The organism is Asanoa iriomotensis (assembly GCF_016862515.1).
Taxonomy (GTDB): Bacteria; Actinomycetota; Actinomycetes; order Mycobacteriales; family Micromonosporaceae; genus Asanoa; species Asanoa iriomotensis.
Map to the genome: position 1 here is coordinate 46,248 of NZ_BONC01000034.1, position 13,782 is coordinate 60,029.

Here is a 13,782-nt window from a genome sequence, read left to right on the forward strand (position 1 = left end):
CTATTCGCTGCCAACTTCCCAGCTGGGGACGCTGGCGGTGGTGACGGGGCGCGCACCGGCGTACTCCATGAGGACGACCGCGATGTCGTCGTCGAGCCGGCCGTGCACCCACTCGACCAGCGCCGTCTCCAGTGAGGCCAGCCCGTCGCCGACCGTGCCGTGGCCGAGCAGCCGCCACGCGCGGTCGGCGATCGGGAAGAACTCGCCCTCCCGGCGTGCCTCGCCCAGGCCGTCGGTGAACAGCAACAACCGGTCCCCCGGCTCGAGCCGCTCGACCCGCGGGCGGACCACCGGCATGAAACCCAGCGGCGGCGCCGGCGCCGGCGGCTCCAGCGGGATCACCTCGCCGCGCCGGAGCAGCAGCGGCGCCGGGTGCCCACAGTTGACGATCGTCAGCGTGCCGCCGCGCTCCTCGACCATCGCCGCGGTGACGAAGTCCTCGTCGCCCACGCTGCGCGCGACGGCCCGGTCCAGGTCGGCGACGATCGCGCGCAGGTCCGCCCGCTCGTAGGCCACGTGCCGGTAGGAGCCGAGCACGATGCTCGCGGTGCGCACGGCGTCGAGGCCCTTTCCGCGCACGTCGCCGATGATGATCCGCACGCCGTACGGCGTATCCAGGCACTCGTAGAGGTCGCCGCCGATCTCCGCCGTCGCCGTGGCCGAGATGTACCGGCCCGCGACCTGCAGCGAGCCGATCTGCGGCCCGATCGGGCGCAGCACCGCCTGCTGGGCCACCTGGGCCAGTTTGGAGAGTTCCGCGATCCGGGCCGCCTGGCGCTCCCGGATCACCGCGACCACGGCGGCGATCGCGGTCGCCAGCGCGACGCCGGCGACGTTGACCCCCGTGGAGATCGTCACGCCACGGGCGGCGAGGGCGAAGGCGATGCCGACGACCGTGGCGAGCACGCCGATCGTGAGCACCATCCGCCAGGAGGCGAACGCCGCCGCGAGGAACGGGGCGGCCGCGACCAGACCGACGTAGTTGGCGCTGGAGCCGTCCGCGATCTCCACTGCGGACACGATCGCGAGCAGCACGAGGGCCGCGCCGAGGCCGGCGCGGGAACCAGGGCTGAGCGGGCGACGGCCCGGCGGGCGAAAGTGCATGGGTACGCGGAACAGCATGCCTGATGGACGTGCGGTACAGAACGAAGTTGGCCCCTCGGCCATCCGGTTCTGACCAACCCGGCCGGTTCCGTCAGTTGTCGAGGACGTCGTACTTGACGGTCAACTCGCCCTGACTCAGGCTCGCGATCGCGCGGAACGCGGCACGGGACAGGTCGATGCACCGGCCTTCGACGAACGGGCCCCGGTCGTTGATCCGGACCACCACGGACTTGCCGTTGCTCGGGTTGGTCACCCGTACGCGCGTGTTGAACGGCAGTGTCTTGTGCGCCGCAGTGAGCGCCTCCGGGTCGAACACCTCGCCGTTGGCGGTCATCTGCCCCTCGTCGTAGTACGACGCGCCGCAGGTGCCGCTGCTGACCACGGTGCCGCCGGTGGCCGGCTTGCTGGTGGTCCTGGCCGGGGTCGGCTTCTTGGTGCTCGGGGAGCGGACGGCGCCGCGGGAGGCGTGCTCGGGCGAGCGGCTCGGCGTTGCCGTGGGTTTGGGCTTCGCGGTTGCCGAGGGGGTTGCCGTCACTGTGGGTGATGGCGCTTCCGCTGTCGGTGTCGCGTCGGTCGATTGTGGAAAATCGATCCGGCCGACCGTCGACGCGGCCTTCTCCTCGGTCAGCTTGAATGCACCGAAAGCGCCACTGACCAGCAGCGCCAGCACGACGACCGCGGTCGCGACCGGTCCGAACAGCGAGGCTGTCGCCGGTCGCCTGGTATGCCTACCCGCCACGATCTCGGGCTCCTCTCACCGGGGGTGAACCGTTGCGGACGCTACCGAGCGTCGTACGTCGGATGTCAACGTGATCATTGGCTTTCGCCCGAATATGGACGGAAACGTTCAACCGATCGACTGACCCCGCGCTGGTCCGTGCGTCCCGGTGTGCAGGATGGTTGTCGTGGCCTCCTCTGCACCGCTGCGGGACGACTCGTTGCGCGCCGCCCTCGCGGAGGCGTTCCACTGGTTCGACCCGGGAGCGCACAGCGACCACCTGGTCAGCGACGTGTCCGGTTGGTGGCATTCGCCCTCGTTGTTGGCCTCCGTCGGTCCTGCCCTGGCCGACCTGTTCGCGGACGCCGCGCCGACGCTCGTGGTCTCGCCGGAGGTGACGGGCTTCCTGGTCGGGCCGTTGGTGGCGGTGGCGTTGGGCGTGGGCTTCGCGCCGGCGGTGAAGGACGGCGGCGACCGGCGGTTGGTCGACCGGGTGACCTGGGCGCGGACGCCGCCGGACTATCGCGGTCGGGAGCTGCGGCTGGGCGTGCGCGATCGGCAGATCCGCGCGAACGATCGGGTGCTGGTGGTCGACGACTGGGTGGCGACGGGTGCGCAGGTGCGGGCGCTCTACGACGTGGTGGCGCTGCGCGGTGCGACGGCCGTCGGGTGCGCGGCGATCGTCGACGCGTGCCCGCCTCCGGTGACCGCGGACCTGGGGTTGCGCTCGCTGCTGACGGCGGCGGATCTCGGTTAGCTCGGCGGGGCGAACCAGGCCTTTTGGTCTCCGGCCAAGGCCTGCTCGAGTCGCAGCTTGGCCAGCTCGTCGAGGGGCGGGTGGTCGTCGACCGGGAACCAGCCGACTTCGAGCGACTCGTCGTCGTTGACGGTGGCGGCGGTGGTGAGCGCGCGGCAGACGAAGGTGACGTTCAGGTATTGGGCAACGTCGCCGTTCGGATATTCGACCACCGGGCTGACGGTGACCGAGCTGATCCGCTCGGGCGCGACGCGCACCCCCGTCTCCTCGAAGACCTCCCGCACGATCGCGGTGGCGGGCTCCTCGCCGGGTTCGGGGATGCCGGAGATCAACGACCACCGGCCGGTGTCGGCGCGGCGGCCGAGCAGGAGCTCGCCGGCGGCGTTCCGGACCACGGCGCTGACGCCGGGGAGCCAGAGGCGGGTGTGCCCGATGTGGGCGCGGATGTCGGTTATGAAGCGCGGGGTCGCCACGGGGGCACCCTAAACGACCATTCGCGCAGCTAGAGCCAGCTACCACCCGGGGAGATCACAGACTGGTATAGCGCTATCTGCCATATCGCAGACTGGCGTCTACCGGAGAGCGATGTAGTTCGGGTGCAATATGTGTAGCCACACCCCGGGAGGAGGTCAGATGCCCACCTACTATCCCGGTCCGGACGTGCGAATCACCGACGAGGCGTTCACCGTCCTGGGCGATCGACCGATCCGGTTCCGCATCAGGGACCTGGTCGACCCCTATGTCGTCCGTGGCGACCGGCACCCCGCTGGAGTGGTGACCGGCCGCTTCGCCATCGGCACCGCGGTCGCGGGCACGGTGAGCTGGGGAATGCACGACTCCCTGGTCCTACACGTCGCCATCCTGATCGCGATCGCCATCCCCGTGCTGGTCACGGGCGCGTGCTTCCGTGCGGCACCGCGCACCTACCAGCTATGGGCCGTGCACGAGTCGGCGGACGTCTGCCTCTACAGCAGCACGCACCCAGCGCGGTTCGGCCAGGTTCGGCGGGCCCTGGTCAGAGCCGTGGAAGAGCAACACCGCCAGCGCTCGACAGCAACGTGGCTGCGCGAGATCGAACGCTGAGCTGCCCCGATCGGCGCCGAGGGTGGACCGGCCCACCCTCGGCGTCTCAGCGTGTGCGCCAGCTTGCGATATGGCAGGTTGCACGATGGCGAGAAGGAACATCGCGGTGCATAATGTTGTCCAATCCGCGCGTTCGGCTGACAGTTGCACCACTGACTTCCGTCGCCGGCAGCGACACCTTGGCCCGAGGGCCGGCGTATGCCCGACGCGCGCTCTCAACATGACAGGAGAGCGCCCACGATGGCCGACTCGCCCTATGTAGCGCGTCGTCGCGTGCGATTGGCGATTCGGCGTGCCCGCGAGACCAAAGGCGCGACCCAGAGCGAAGTGGCCGAGGCCATGGAGTGGTCGCTGTCCAAAGTGATGCGGATCGAGAGTGGCGAAGTCACGATTTCGCAGAACGACCTGCGCCCGCTGCTCGCCTACCTCGGCGTCAAGGAACGCGCGAAGGTCGAGTCGCTGGTCGCGTCGGCAAAACTCTCCAAGCAGCGTGTGCAGTGGTGGGAGACCCCGCAATACCGCGAACTGCTGACGCCGTCGATCGTCCAGCTCATGGGCTTCGAGGTGGCCGCGCAAGTTACCCGCTACTTCTGTTCGATGGTGGTGCCCGGTCGCCTGCAGACCCCGGCGTATGCCCGCGCCATCATGGAGACGTTCGCCGGCGAGCTGACCGAGGAGGCCGTCGAGGCCCGGGTCCGGATGCGCGAGCTGCGCCGGGAGCAGTTCCTGTCGCCCACGGAGCACCAGGACATCTTCGTGGTTCTCGACGAGTCAGTCCTGCACCGCCAGGTCGGTGGGGCCGACGTCCTTCGTGAGCAGCTCGAACACCTGCTCGACCTGATCGGAGCACAACGGATCGCACTCCGGATCGTTCCGTTCAAGGTGCAGTCGCTGATCCCCATGTTCGCGACGTACGAGATCCACAACTTCGCGGACGGTGGGGAGATCCTCTACCGGGAGAGCGACACTCTCGACGAGATCGTCGAAGACCCGGAGAAGCTCAGACGGCATCGAGAGATCTTCGAACGGGTCTGGATCGGCGCGTACGACGAGACTTCATCGGCCGGCCTCCTCAAGGACCACGCCGACGCGCTACGTTGATCGACAACCGGTCTTCCCGTTTCGCGGACAGAACTAGTCCTGACGTGCCAACCTGCGATATGGCAGATAGCGGGATGGCGGGAAGGGATCTCGCCGTGCATAATGGACGGATGACCAGTCGCCGCGGGGGCGGCAGGCTGTTACCGCCCCGGCTTGGTCCGTAATCGTTCGGTACGCCCGCCCCTCGGGCAACCTGCGCGTCCTGCGGACAAGGCCAACCCTGGCAACTTAGGCTGGCAGGGCAACTGGCTAGGCGAAGATCCGACTCACCACCGCCGCGTGAAATCGCTGTGCCTCGCGTGCTGGTCATCTGATAGGAGCGCCATGGCGGCCTCAAGCGACTCACCTGCGGTGACGGGCTCTCCTGTCCGCCGCGGGGTCGGTCGCACGCAGCCTGCGTTCGCTACTCGCCACTTTGGAGCTCCCACCTCTTGGCCGGCGGGCACCACCACGTGGCGATACAGGCAAGGCGGCACCACAACCTCGTCGATGACGCGGACAAGATCCAAAGGCGTCACGAGATCTTCGATCGACTTCCGTGCTGCGCAACTATTTCGCCGCCGTGATCGAATACCGAGCCAACCGTGAGCCCAAAACGGCAGTTTGGCACGGCGTCACATAACTGGCATTCGCAATTATTGTGAGAAAGGTTGAACGTTGACGAACTCGACGACGGCGCCCAACTGGCGCAAGAGCAGCCGTTGCGCGACCGGAGCATGCGTCGAAGTGGCTGACGTGTCGGACGCCGTGCTGATGCGTGACTCCAAGACGCCCGAGGCGCCAGCGCTGGCTTTCGGCCGCCTGGGCTGGAACGATTTCCTTTTCGGCGTGAAGAATGGCGAATTCGACGCCAATTGAGCGGCACTCGAGCGAGGCGCGCCGGAGGCAATAGCGCGCCTCGCCCGACAGGGTTCGCCAGCGCAGTAACGGCATAAGCGGCATATCGCATTTGTCCGGCGCAAAGACGTGGCATTCCGTTCCTTCTGTCCCGGCAGTTGCTTACGCTAACTTCTTGGGAACACAAGGAGGCTGGTTCAAATGCCAATTGATCCGCCCAGGATTGAGTGGCGACGCAGGTGCGCCAGCGGCGCCTGTGTCGAGGTCGCCGAAGTGGGCCGATCCGTCGCCGTGCGTGACTCGAAAGACCCCGATGGCGCAGTGGTGCTCTTTACTCGCTCAGCGTGGAGCGAGTTCCTCACCGGTATCCGCCAGTACGAGCCGCGCCGCTAGCCCGGTGCATCCGGAGCGACCCGCCGAATCGCTCCGTCATCCCCGCCCCAACCGCCGCCGGCGGAGATGACCCGAGATCAGTGCACATCGCAAGGTCACGAGGGCCCTGCGCTGTTGCGACGCCAAATCCGCCGACATTCGCGAAGCCGGTCAAGGCGCTCACCGCGACACCGCCGTCCGTCGCGCCTTGACCGCCGTTGCGCCTGCGGCCGTACTCTGGTGACGGCCGCAGGGAGGTCGTCGTCGAGACAACGGTCTGTGTCGTGGGTGGTGGCCCAGCCGGCGTTGTGCTGGGGCTGTTGCTGGCACGGCAGGGTGTCGAGGTCGTCGTGCTGGAGAAGCATGCCGACTTCCTGCGTGACTTCCGCGGCGACACCGTCCATCCGTCCACGTTGAACCTGCTCGACGAGATCGGGCTCAGCGCGGCCCTGGCGGAGCGGCCCGGGCGCGCGGTCGACGACCTGAGGGTCACCTTCGACGACGGCACGGTGCGGGTCGCCGACTTCAGCCGACTGCCTGGCCCGCACCGGCACATCCTCTTCCTGCCGCAATGGGACTTCCTCGATCTGCTCGCCGCCGCCGCGGAGACGTTGCCGTCTTTCACGCTGCTGCGCTCGGCCGAGGTGGTCTCCGTGCTGCGTGACGGTCCGCAAGTCGTCGGCGTGCGCACGGCCGATGGGCGGGAGGTCCGGGCCCGTCTCACCGTCGGCTGCGACGGGCGGACGTCGGCGGTGCGGGAGTTGCTCGGGCTGCGGCCCCGCGAGTTCGGTGCGCCGATGGACGTGCTCTGGTTCCGGCTCTCGCGGCGTCCCGACGAGCCGGCCGGGCTCGACATGCTGGTCGGTGCGGGCGGGCTGATGCTCTGCATCGACCGCGGGGATTACTTCCAGTGCGCGTACGTGATCGCCAAGGGCGGCTACGAGACCGTGCGGGCGGCCGGGCTCGACGCGTTCCGGGAGCGGGTCGCGGCGCGGGCGCCGCGGTTCGCTGACCGGTTGGGTGAGCTGGCGACCTGGGCCGACGTGCGGTTGCTGACTGTCCAGCTGAACCGGTTGCGGCACTGGTCGGTGCCGGGCGCACTGCTGATCGGCGACGCCGCGCACGCGATGTCCCCGATCGGCGGGGTCGGCATCAACCTGGCGGTCCAGGACGCGGTGGCGACAGCCCGCCTGCTCGGCCCGGCGCTGGCCGCCGGCACGCTGCGCGACGCCGACCTGGCCAAGGTGGAACGCCGGCGCCGCTTTCCGACCGTGGTCACCCAGGGCGCGCAACGGCTGGCCCAACGCCGGGTGGTCGACCCGCTGTTGGCGACGACCGGCGCGGTGAAGGTCCCCGCGCCGTTGCGTGTGCTGGACCGGACGCCGTGGCTGCAACGCCTCGCCGCGCGGGCGGTCGGCCTGGGCGTCCGGCCCGAGCACTTCGTCAGTCGATCGCGTTGAGCGTGATGCCGGCCTGGGCAGCGGTGGGCAGCCAGACCAGCAGCCCGGTCACCGCCGCGGCGATGACCAGGCGGACGAGGTTGCGCATGACTCCTCCTCGAGCTTCCCGATAGGACACTGGGGATTCGTGGCGAAGGTCGCGAAGGATTGGCTCAATGCACCATCGCCTCGTAGGCGTCGCCGGCGTCGCTGATCGGGCGGTAGCGGTCGTCGGCCGCGGCCGCGTGCAGGTCCGCGAGCAGGTCGGTCCCTGCGGGCAGCCGCAGCTCGGTCCGGAGGCGTTGGCGGGCCGCGTCGAGGTCGGGCCAGTCGGCGCGGATCTCGTCGTCCGCTTCGGCCAGCCAGGCGCGTAGCTTCGCCCCGCCGTCGTCGCCGAGTGGGTGAGCCGTGGCGTCGTGGATGCTGGACAGGCCGACTATCAGGGCCAGCGCGTCGCGCAGCGTTGTTGCGATCAGGCCGCCTTCGCCTTCGGAGCCCACGTAGACGACCGGGCGGTCGGCACCGTCGCCGGCCAGCATGAACGCGCCACCGGCGGCGTCACCCGCGATCATCTCCAGCCGTTCGCCGCTGGCCAGGTGGACCTCCTCCGCGGGTCCGTTGTCCACACGGGACAGATCGAAGTCGAACTCGGCCAACGCCTGCGCGATCCAGGGCGTCGCGCGGATGTGCTCCAGCAGTTCACGGTCAGACATGCCCGCGACCGTACCCGGCTCCTGGTCTAGCCCTCAGGCTCTATCCTTCGGCCAGAGTGGGTGAGGAGGGGTGTCGATGCGCGTGGCGATGGCCACCTCCGTGAGTGCGCCGGATGCGGTCAACGAGGACCTCTTTCTCGCCGGCCCCGGGTTCGCGGTGTTGCTCGACGGTGCCGGGACGCGCGGGATCGAGGCGATCTGCCGGCACGGTGTGGCCTGGTACACCACGCGCCTCGGCGGTGAACTGGTTGCGCGCCTGGCGTTCGAGCGCGGGCCGCTCACGCAACTGTTGGGCGACGCCATCGAAGCCGTTGCCGCCACGCATCGGCACACCTGCGATCTGGCCGATCCGAGCAGCCCGTCGGCGACCGTGGCCATTCTCCGCCTTGGTGGTGGTCGGGCGGACTACCTCGTACTCGGTGATTCGGTTCTGTTGCTCAATGGCTCTCGGGCGCTCGTCGTCGACGACCGCCGGGAGGTCGCGTTCCGGCAGCCTTATCAGGTTGTCTACGACGCCGCGGCCGAGGGGAGCGCCGAGTGGGTGGAGGCGCGGCGCGTCTACATCGAGGCGTTGCGGGCCAACCGCAACCAGCCTGGCGGGTTCTGGCTCGCCAAGGACGATCCGCGCGCGGCCGCTGAGGCGATCACCGGCACGCTGCCCATCGGCGAGGTCACCGACGCGGCGCTGCTGACCAATGGCGCCAGCCGCTACGTCGACCGCTTCGGCCTGGCCGACTGGGCACAGACGTTGCTCACGCTCAAAACCCTGGGCCCAGAAGAGATCATCCATCGGGTACGCGCAGCGGAACAGGCAGCCGGAGTGGTCCCCGACGACGCAACGGTTGCCCATTTGGCGTCGATCGCGAAGTGACGGCCGGATCGAGGCCGGCGCGTCGGCCAGATCCGCGTCCGAGACGGACATTTCTGCCCACGAAGCCCTTGGCGCGACCTAAGGTCGCAGGTGAGGGGGCGCGATCATGGCCGACTCTTGGCGGAAGTTGCCCGGCGCGAAGGCCTACCGGGTGCTCGAATCCGGACCCACCATCCTCGTCTCGACCCGCAACAAGGCGGGGCGGGCCGATCTGATGACCGTGGGTTTCCACATGGTGATCTCGCACGAGGGCGTGCTCGCCGCGGTCATCTCGCCCGGGGACTTCTCGCAGGAGTCGTTGGCCGAGACCGGTGAGTGTGTGATCGGTGTGCCGGGAGTCGACCTGGCCGAGCAGGTCGTCGACATCGGCAACTGCTCGGGCTTCGACGTCGACAAGTTCGAGCGGTTCGCGCTCACGGAGAAGAAGGCGCGACACGTCAAGGCGCCGCTGGTCGCCGAGTGTCTGGCCAATGTGGAGTGCACGGTGCTGGACGACTCGCTCGCCGACGCGTACAGCGGGCTCGTGATCCTCCAAGCTCGTCAGGTCTGGATCAACACCGGGCGTGCCGAGCACCGGACCTTCCACCACAACGGCGACGGCACCTTCAACGCCGACGGCGATCTCGTCGACCTGCGCGACCGGATGGTCCTCTGGAAGGCCTACCAGGACTAGGGATTCACCAGATCACCACGGCGCCGCCGGCTTTGCGGGCGCGTTTGATCGCCGCGGTGATGTTGCTCAGGCGGTGCGCGACGAAATCCGGGTCGCGGCCGACCGAGGCCGAGACGTAGCCCAGGTTGGACAGCACCAGAGCGCAGTCCGCGTCGAGGGCGTCGAGTTCGGCAAGGGTCTCGGCGTACACGTCCTGGGTCGCCAACATCGGCAGCATGCGGGCGCCGAGCGCGACGACGCACGGTGAGCCGTAGAGGCCGGCGCGGGCCGCCTCCGGCCCGGCTAGATCGGAGCCGGCTGGTCCCTCGAGGAAGACCATCTCGCCGGCCGGGCCACGAACGTACGCGTGCACGAGGAGACTCATTGTCGTCGATAGTGACACATCGACGACGCTCCGCGTACACAACTAAATGGTTGTGCAACGGTCTGGTTGTGGATATGGTCGGAAGCGTGACCACCGACGAGCTCAGCCTGGTCTTCGGCGCCCTGGCCGACCCGACCCGCCGAGCCATCCTGGAGCGCCTGGCCCGCGGCGACGCGACGGTCAACCAGCTGGCGGAGCCGTTCGCGATGAGCCAACAGGCCATCTCGAAACACATCAAGGTGCTGGAAAAGGCCCGCCTGGTCCGCCGCACGCGCGCGGCGCAGGCCAGACCGTGCGCCCTCGACGCGGTGCGCCTGGACGCGGCCGCCGGCTGGATAGCGGAGCACCGCCGGATCTGGGCGGACCGCTACGACCGCCTCGACGAGCACATCGCCCACCTGCGCGAAAGGAACGAACCATGAGCGACCCGGGCGAACTGACCTACCGCCGCGTCCACGCGGCGCCGCCGGACCTGCTCTTCGACTGCATGACCGATCCAGCGCACCTCACGCACTTCTGGGGCCCAACGGGCACGACAACCCCGCTCGACGGCATCGTCATCGATCTACGCCCGGGCGGCGCCTTCGAAACAACGATGGTCAACAACGCCGACGGCAGCACGTACACGATGCGAGCTACTTACGTGGAGATCGACCGCCCCCACCGCCTGGTCTGGATCGAGCCGGAAACCCAGGGCGGCATGAAAACGACGGTCACCTTCACAGGGCTGCCGGACGGCCGCACAGAGGTAATCACGCACCAAACCAACGTCCCTGCGGCATACCGCAGCGCCGAAGCCCGGGCGGGCTTCCAAACCAGCCTGGACCGCTTCGCGGCGTACCTGGAATCCCTAGAGGGAGGCACATCATGGGAAAGGTAGTTTCCAAGGACGGCACCACAATCGCGTACGACCGCACCGGCACAGGCCCACCGTTGATCCTGGTGGACGGCGCAATGTGCTACCGGGCCTCGGGTCCAATGCGCCCGCTGGCGGCGGCCTTGGCCAACGATTTCACGGTCTACACCTACGACCGCCGGGGCCGAGGCGAAAGCACCGACACCCTGCCATACGCGGTGGAGAAGGAGATCGACGACCTACGAGGCCTGGTCGAAGAGGCGGGCGGCACGTCCTTCGCCTACGGCATCTCCTCAGGCGCGGCCCTGGTCCTACACGCAGCCGCAGCCAACATCGGCCTATCGCAGGTGGCCCTCTACGAACCACCCTTCATCTCAGAAACCGACGGCGGCACCTGGAGCCGCTCCTACACAGCGCGTCTGGAGCAACTGCTTTCGGCAGGAGACAACGGCGACGCGATCGAACTCTTCATGACCTCAGTAGGCCTGCCACCGGAAGCGATCGCCGGCATGCGCACCCAGCCGTTCTGGTCACTGTTCGAATCAATCGCGCCAACCCTGTCCTACGACAACGCGATCATGGGCAACAGCGCAGTCCCGCTGGAGACCGCCGCCAAGGTGACAGTTCCAACGTTGGTGTTGGCCGGCACCGCCAGCCCGCCCACCCTGCTCACCGCAGCAAAGTCAACAGCAGCCGCGATCCCGGGCGCCCTCCACCAGGAACTGCAAGACCAAACCCACGACGTAGCACCGGAAGCGCTGGCCCCAGCACTGACGCGGTTCTTCCTAACGGACTAGGCACCGCAACAGCACGACCACCGCAACCGCCAACGCCGGGTGTCCGGAAGCTCGCCTCGGCGCAGAAATGCCGAGTCCCCTGTGGGTGGTGGCGGCGTTTCCGCGCCGGCCACGCCGGGGCGGTATGCGGAACCACACCAGCCAGACCGGCGTCCAACCCGCATGAGGAACGACGGAATCCTCGCGCTGGCCGTCACACTGCTTCTGGCCGGCTGCACGGCCCAGCCGACCCTGGCGGCTGGGCCGACCGCCCCGCCGTCCGAACCCCCGGTCGAGCTAGCTACGCAAGACTGCGGCGCATTCATCTTCCGCCAAGGCCAAAAGGTGCCAGCCTCCGTGGTGCAATGCGTCATCGAGGCCGCCGAGGCTCGGCGACCGGCCCGACTGGTCATCACCCGTCCCACAGTAGAAGGCGACCCCATCACCACCAGCTACGCAGTCGCGGTTGACGGGCGCGTAGAGGTGACCATCGACGCCCGCGCAGACCGTTTCGGCTCCGGAAATGTGGAGCGCCAAACCTGCACAGGCCCCACCGTCCAGGACGCCCACGGGCTGACCTTCGCCACCTGCTCCACCCCCGAGCCCGTCTGAGCGCTCCGACGGAGCGCCCACCTTCGACCCACCCAAGACCGAAGCCCCCCGACGGACCGTCACCGTGCCACCGCGGCGTGGATCTCGCGCAATCGCCAGCTTTGTCGGCTCTGACCAGCGACTCGCCGTGACCACCCGAACCAGCAAGGCCCAAACCGCACGCCAACATGCGCACCAGCCAGGACCACCGGAACGTGGGGTGTCCGGGGCTCGGCCCCGGAGCAGATATGCCGAGTCCCCCTGGTCCGCGCGTTCTGCGGACAGGGGGACCCAGGGACGAGCGGGTGACGGGAATCGAACCCGCACTGTCAGCTTGGGAAGCTGATGTTCTGCCATTGAACTACACCCGCAGGCGGGACCACTCTACCCAATCGCCGCAGGGTGCGCAGCTACCCCCTGCGCTGAGGGGCACGAGTAGGGCAACCGCAGGGTTTCGGGCCGTTCCTTCGCATCATGCTCATCGGTAACCTCCCTCACATCTGTTCCACGGGGAGGAAGAGGTGAGCAATGACGCTTCACGGAACGCGGTGGGGGCTGCGGGCCGCGGCCACCGCTGGGGCCGCGCTTGCTCTGGTGCTCAGTGCCGGTGGCGCTGCCGTGGCGAAGCCGGCAGCGAGCGCCGCGGGCGGCGCCGGCGGTGAGGTCTGCGTCGGCGGTGGCGGCAGCCACGTCGACCTCAAGGTGAAGAACGGTGCGGCGCAGCGGCAGGATCCCAATGATCTGTCCGCCGCCGAGGTGGCGGCTGCCGAGGCCGAGTTTGACGCCGCTGCCGCGGCCAAGGGTCTCGGGGTCGCCGACGAGCGCGTCGCGAGCCGGCGGAAGATCACGGTCCCGGTGGTCGTGCACGTCGTGTCCGAGGATGGCACGCGGGCGACAGGCAACATCCCCCGCTCCATGATCGATGCGCAGATCAACGTGCTCAACCAGGCCTACGGCGGGTTCACCGGTGGGGCGGCCTCGCCCTTCCAGTTCAAGCTCAAGAAGGTCAACCGCGTCGTCAATCCTGACTGGTCGCCGATTCTCGTCGAGACCAAGGCCGAGCGGCAGATGAAGCGCCAGCTGCGTGAGGGTGGGCCCGAGACGCTCAACATCTACGTCGGGCTCGTCGACCCTGGGCTGCTCGGCTGGGCGACCTATCCGAAGCGCAACATCACCGCGTACGACGGTGCCGTGATCCTCTCCGAGTCGTTGCCCGGCGGCATCGAGGCACCCTACAACGAGGGTGACACCGCGACCCACGAGGTCGGGCACTGGCTCAACCTCATGCACACCTTCGAGAACGGGTGTGAGGGCAAGGGTGACCACGTCGCCGACACGCCGGCCGAGGCGCAACCGCAGTTTGGCTGCCCGATCGGGGCCGACACCTGCACCGCGCCCGGGCTCGACCCGATCCACAACTTCATGGACTATTCCGACGACTTCTGCATGTATCAGTTCACGGCGGGCCAGGTGAAGCGGATGACCCGCGCCTGGGACACGTTCCGCGCCGCCTGACGAACCAGAGCG

Annotated in this window: 18 protein-coding genes and 1 tRNA gene; 13 read left to right on the top strand and 6 right to left on the bottom strand. The window is 68.5% G+C overall.

Going from position 1 to position 13,782, the window contains the following annotated elements:
* Together Air01nite_RS23250 and Air01nite_RS23255 are read right to left on the bottom strand one after the other, a co-directional pair.
* Positions 1–1,122, bottom strand: coding sequence for a PP2C family protein-serine/threonine phosphatase (locus tag Air01nite_RS23250; RefSeq protein WP_203705161.1), 1,122 nt, complete (start codon positions 1,120–1,122; stop codon positions 1–3).
* Between the two features lie 73 nt (positions 1,123–1,195).
* The gene (locus tag Air01nite_RS23255; RefSeq protein WP_203705162.1) at positions 1,196–1,843 is read right to left on the bottom strand and encodes a septal ring lytic transglycosylase RlpA family protein; all 648 of its coding nucleotides are present in this window, start codon (positions 1,841–1,843) and stop codon (positions 1,196–1,198) included.
* Positions 1,844–2,000: 157 nt separating this feature from the next.
* On the opposite strand from Air01nite_RS23255, the gene Air01nite_RS23260 reads away from it, so the two are divergent.
* Positions 2,001–2,579: a phosphoribosyltransferase family protein gene (locus Air01nite_RS23260; protein WP_203705163.1), complete on the top strand. Its 579-nt coding sequence runs from the start codon at positions 2,001–2,003 to the stop codon at positions 2,577–2,579.
* On the opposite strand, the gene Air01nite_RS23265 is transcribed toward Air01nite_RS23260, so the two are convergent.
* On the bottom strand, positions 2,576–3,052 hold the full coding sequence (locus tag Air01nite_RS23265; RefSeq protein WP_203705164.1) for an NUDIX hydrolase: 477 nt from the start codon (positions 3,050–3,052) through the stop codon (positions 2,576–2,578). The genes Air01nite_RS23260 and Air01nite_RS23265 overlap by 4 nt on opposite strands.
* Before the next feature lie 160 nt (positions 3,053–3,212).
* Between Air01nite_RS23265 and Air01nite_RS23270 the strand changes: the two genes are divergently transcribed.
* The 5 genes from Air01nite_RS23270 (at position 3,213) to Air01nite_RS23290 (ending at position 7,432) form a co-directional block, all read left to right on the top strand.
* Positions 3,213–3,662, top strand: coding sequence for a DUF6232 family protein (locus Air01nite_RS23270; protein WP_203705166.1), 450 nt, complete (start codon positions 3,213–3,215; stop codon positions 3,660–3,662).
* Between the two features lie 273 nt (positions 3,663–3,935).
* Complete coding sequence (locus tag Air01nite_RS23275) at positions 3,936–4,763, top strand: helix-turn-helix domain-containing protein (protein ID WP_203705168.1); 828 nt, start codon at positions 3,936–3,938, stop codon at positions 4,761–4,763.
* Between the two features lie 657 nt (positions 4,764–5,420).
* Entirely contained in the window at positions 5,421–5,621 is a 201-nt protein-coding gene (locus Air01nite_RS23280; protein ID WP_203705170.1) for a DUF397 domain-containing protein, read from the top strand.
* A gap of 180 nt (positions 5,622–5,801) precedes the next feature.
* Positions 5,802–5,993 carry a DUF397 domain-containing protein gene (locus Air01nite_RS23285; RefSeq protein WP_203705172.1) on the top strand — a complete coding sequence of 64 codons (192 nt, stop codon included), beginning with the start codon at positions 5,802–5,804 and terminating at the stop codon, positions 5,991–5,993.
* A gap of 203 nt (positions 5,994–6,196) precedes the next feature.
* A complete protein-coding gene (locus tag Air01nite_RS23290) occupies positions 6,197–7,432 on the top strand; it encodes an FAD-dependent oxidoreductase (protein ID WP_203705248.1) in 1,236 nt (411 codons plus the stop codon).
* Positions 7,433–7,584: 152 nt separating this feature from the next.
* On the opposite strand, the gene Air01nite_RS23295 is transcribed toward Air01nite_RS23290, so the two are convergent.
* Positions 7,585–8,124 carry a hypothetical protein gene (locus Air01nite_RS23295; RefSeq protein ID WP_203705174.1) on the bottom strand — a complete coding sequence of 180 codons (540 nt, stop codon included), beginning with the start codon at positions 8,122–8,124 and terminating at the stop codon, positions 7,585–7,587.
* A 76-nt stretch (positions 8,125–8,200) separates the two neighbouring features.
* On the opposite strand from Air01nite_RS23295, the gene Air01nite_RS23300 reads away from it, so the two are divergent.
* Positions 8,201–8,995 (top strand): hypothetical protein, encoded by a 795-nt coding sequence (locus Air01nite_RS23300; protein WP_203705176.1) that lies wholly within the window; start codon positions 8,201–8,203, stop codon positions 8,993–8,995.
* Between the two features lie 106 nt (positions 8,996–9,101).
* On the top strand, positions 9,102–9,668 hold the full coding sequence (locus Air01nite_RS23305) for a flavin reductase family protein (RefSeq protein WP_203705178.1): 567 nt from the start codon (positions 9,102–9,104) through the stop codon (positions 9,666–9,668).
* A 4-nt stretch (positions 9,669–9,672) separates the two neighbouring features.
* On the opposite strand, the gene Air01nite_RS23310 is transcribed toward Air01nite_RS23305, so the two are convergent.
* Positions 9,673–10,032, bottom strand: coding sequence for a hypothetical protein (locus tag Air01nite_RS23310; RefSeq protein WP_203705181.1), 360 nt, complete (start codon positions 10,030–10,032; stop codon positions 9,673–9,675).
* A gap of 74 nt (positions 10,033–10,106) precedes the next feature.
* Between Air01nite_RS23310 and Air01nite_RS23315 the strand changes: the two genes are divergently transcribed.
* The 4 genes from Air01nite_RS23315 (at position 10,107) to Air01nite_RS23330 (ending at position 12,276) form a co-directional block, all read left to right on the top strand.
* Entirely contained in the window at positions 10,107–10,454 is a 348-nt protein-coding gene (locus Air01nite_RS23315; RefSeq protein WP_203705182.1) for an ArsR/SmtB family transcription factor, read from the top strand.
* Positions 10,451–10,912: an SRPBCC family protein gene (locus Air01nite_RS23320; RefSeq protein WP_203705183.1), complete on the top strand. Its 462-nt coding sequence runs from the start codon at positions 10,451–10,453 to the stop codon at positions 10,910–10,912. Before Air01nite_RS23315 ends, Air01nite_RS23320 begins: the two co-directional genes overlap by 4 nt.
* Entirely contained in the window at positions 10,900–11,685 is a 786-nt protein-coding gene (locus tag Air01nite_RS23325) for an alpha/beta fold hydrolase (RefSeq protein WP_203705184.1), read from the top strand. Before Air01nite_RS23320 ends, Air01nite_RS23325 begins: the two co-directional genes overlap by 13 nt.
* Before the next feature lie 162 nt (positions 11,686–11,847).
* Positions 11,848–12,276, top strand: a complete 429-nt coding sequence (locus Air01nite_RS23330; RefSeq protein ID WP_203705185.1) for a DUF4362 domain-containing protein — start codon at positions 11,848–11,850, stop codon at positions 12,274–12,276.
* Between the two features lie 279 nt (positions 12,277–12,555).
* Here the strand turns inward: Air01nite_RS23330 and Air01nite_RS23335 are convergent.
* A tRNA-Gly gene (locus Air01nite_RS23335) sits at positions 12,556–12,626 on the bottom strand.
* A 157-nt stretch (positions 12,627–12,783) separates the two neighbouring features.
* Between Air01nite_RS23335 and Air01nite_RS23340 the strand changes: the two genes are divergently transcribed.
* Positions 12,784–13,770, top strand: coding sequence for a zinc metalloprotease (locus tag Air01nite_RS23340; protein ID WP_203705186.1), 987 nt, complete (start codon positions 12,784–12,786; stop codon positions 13,768–13,770).
* The last annotated feature ends 12 nt before the right edge of the window (positions 13,771–13,782 follow it).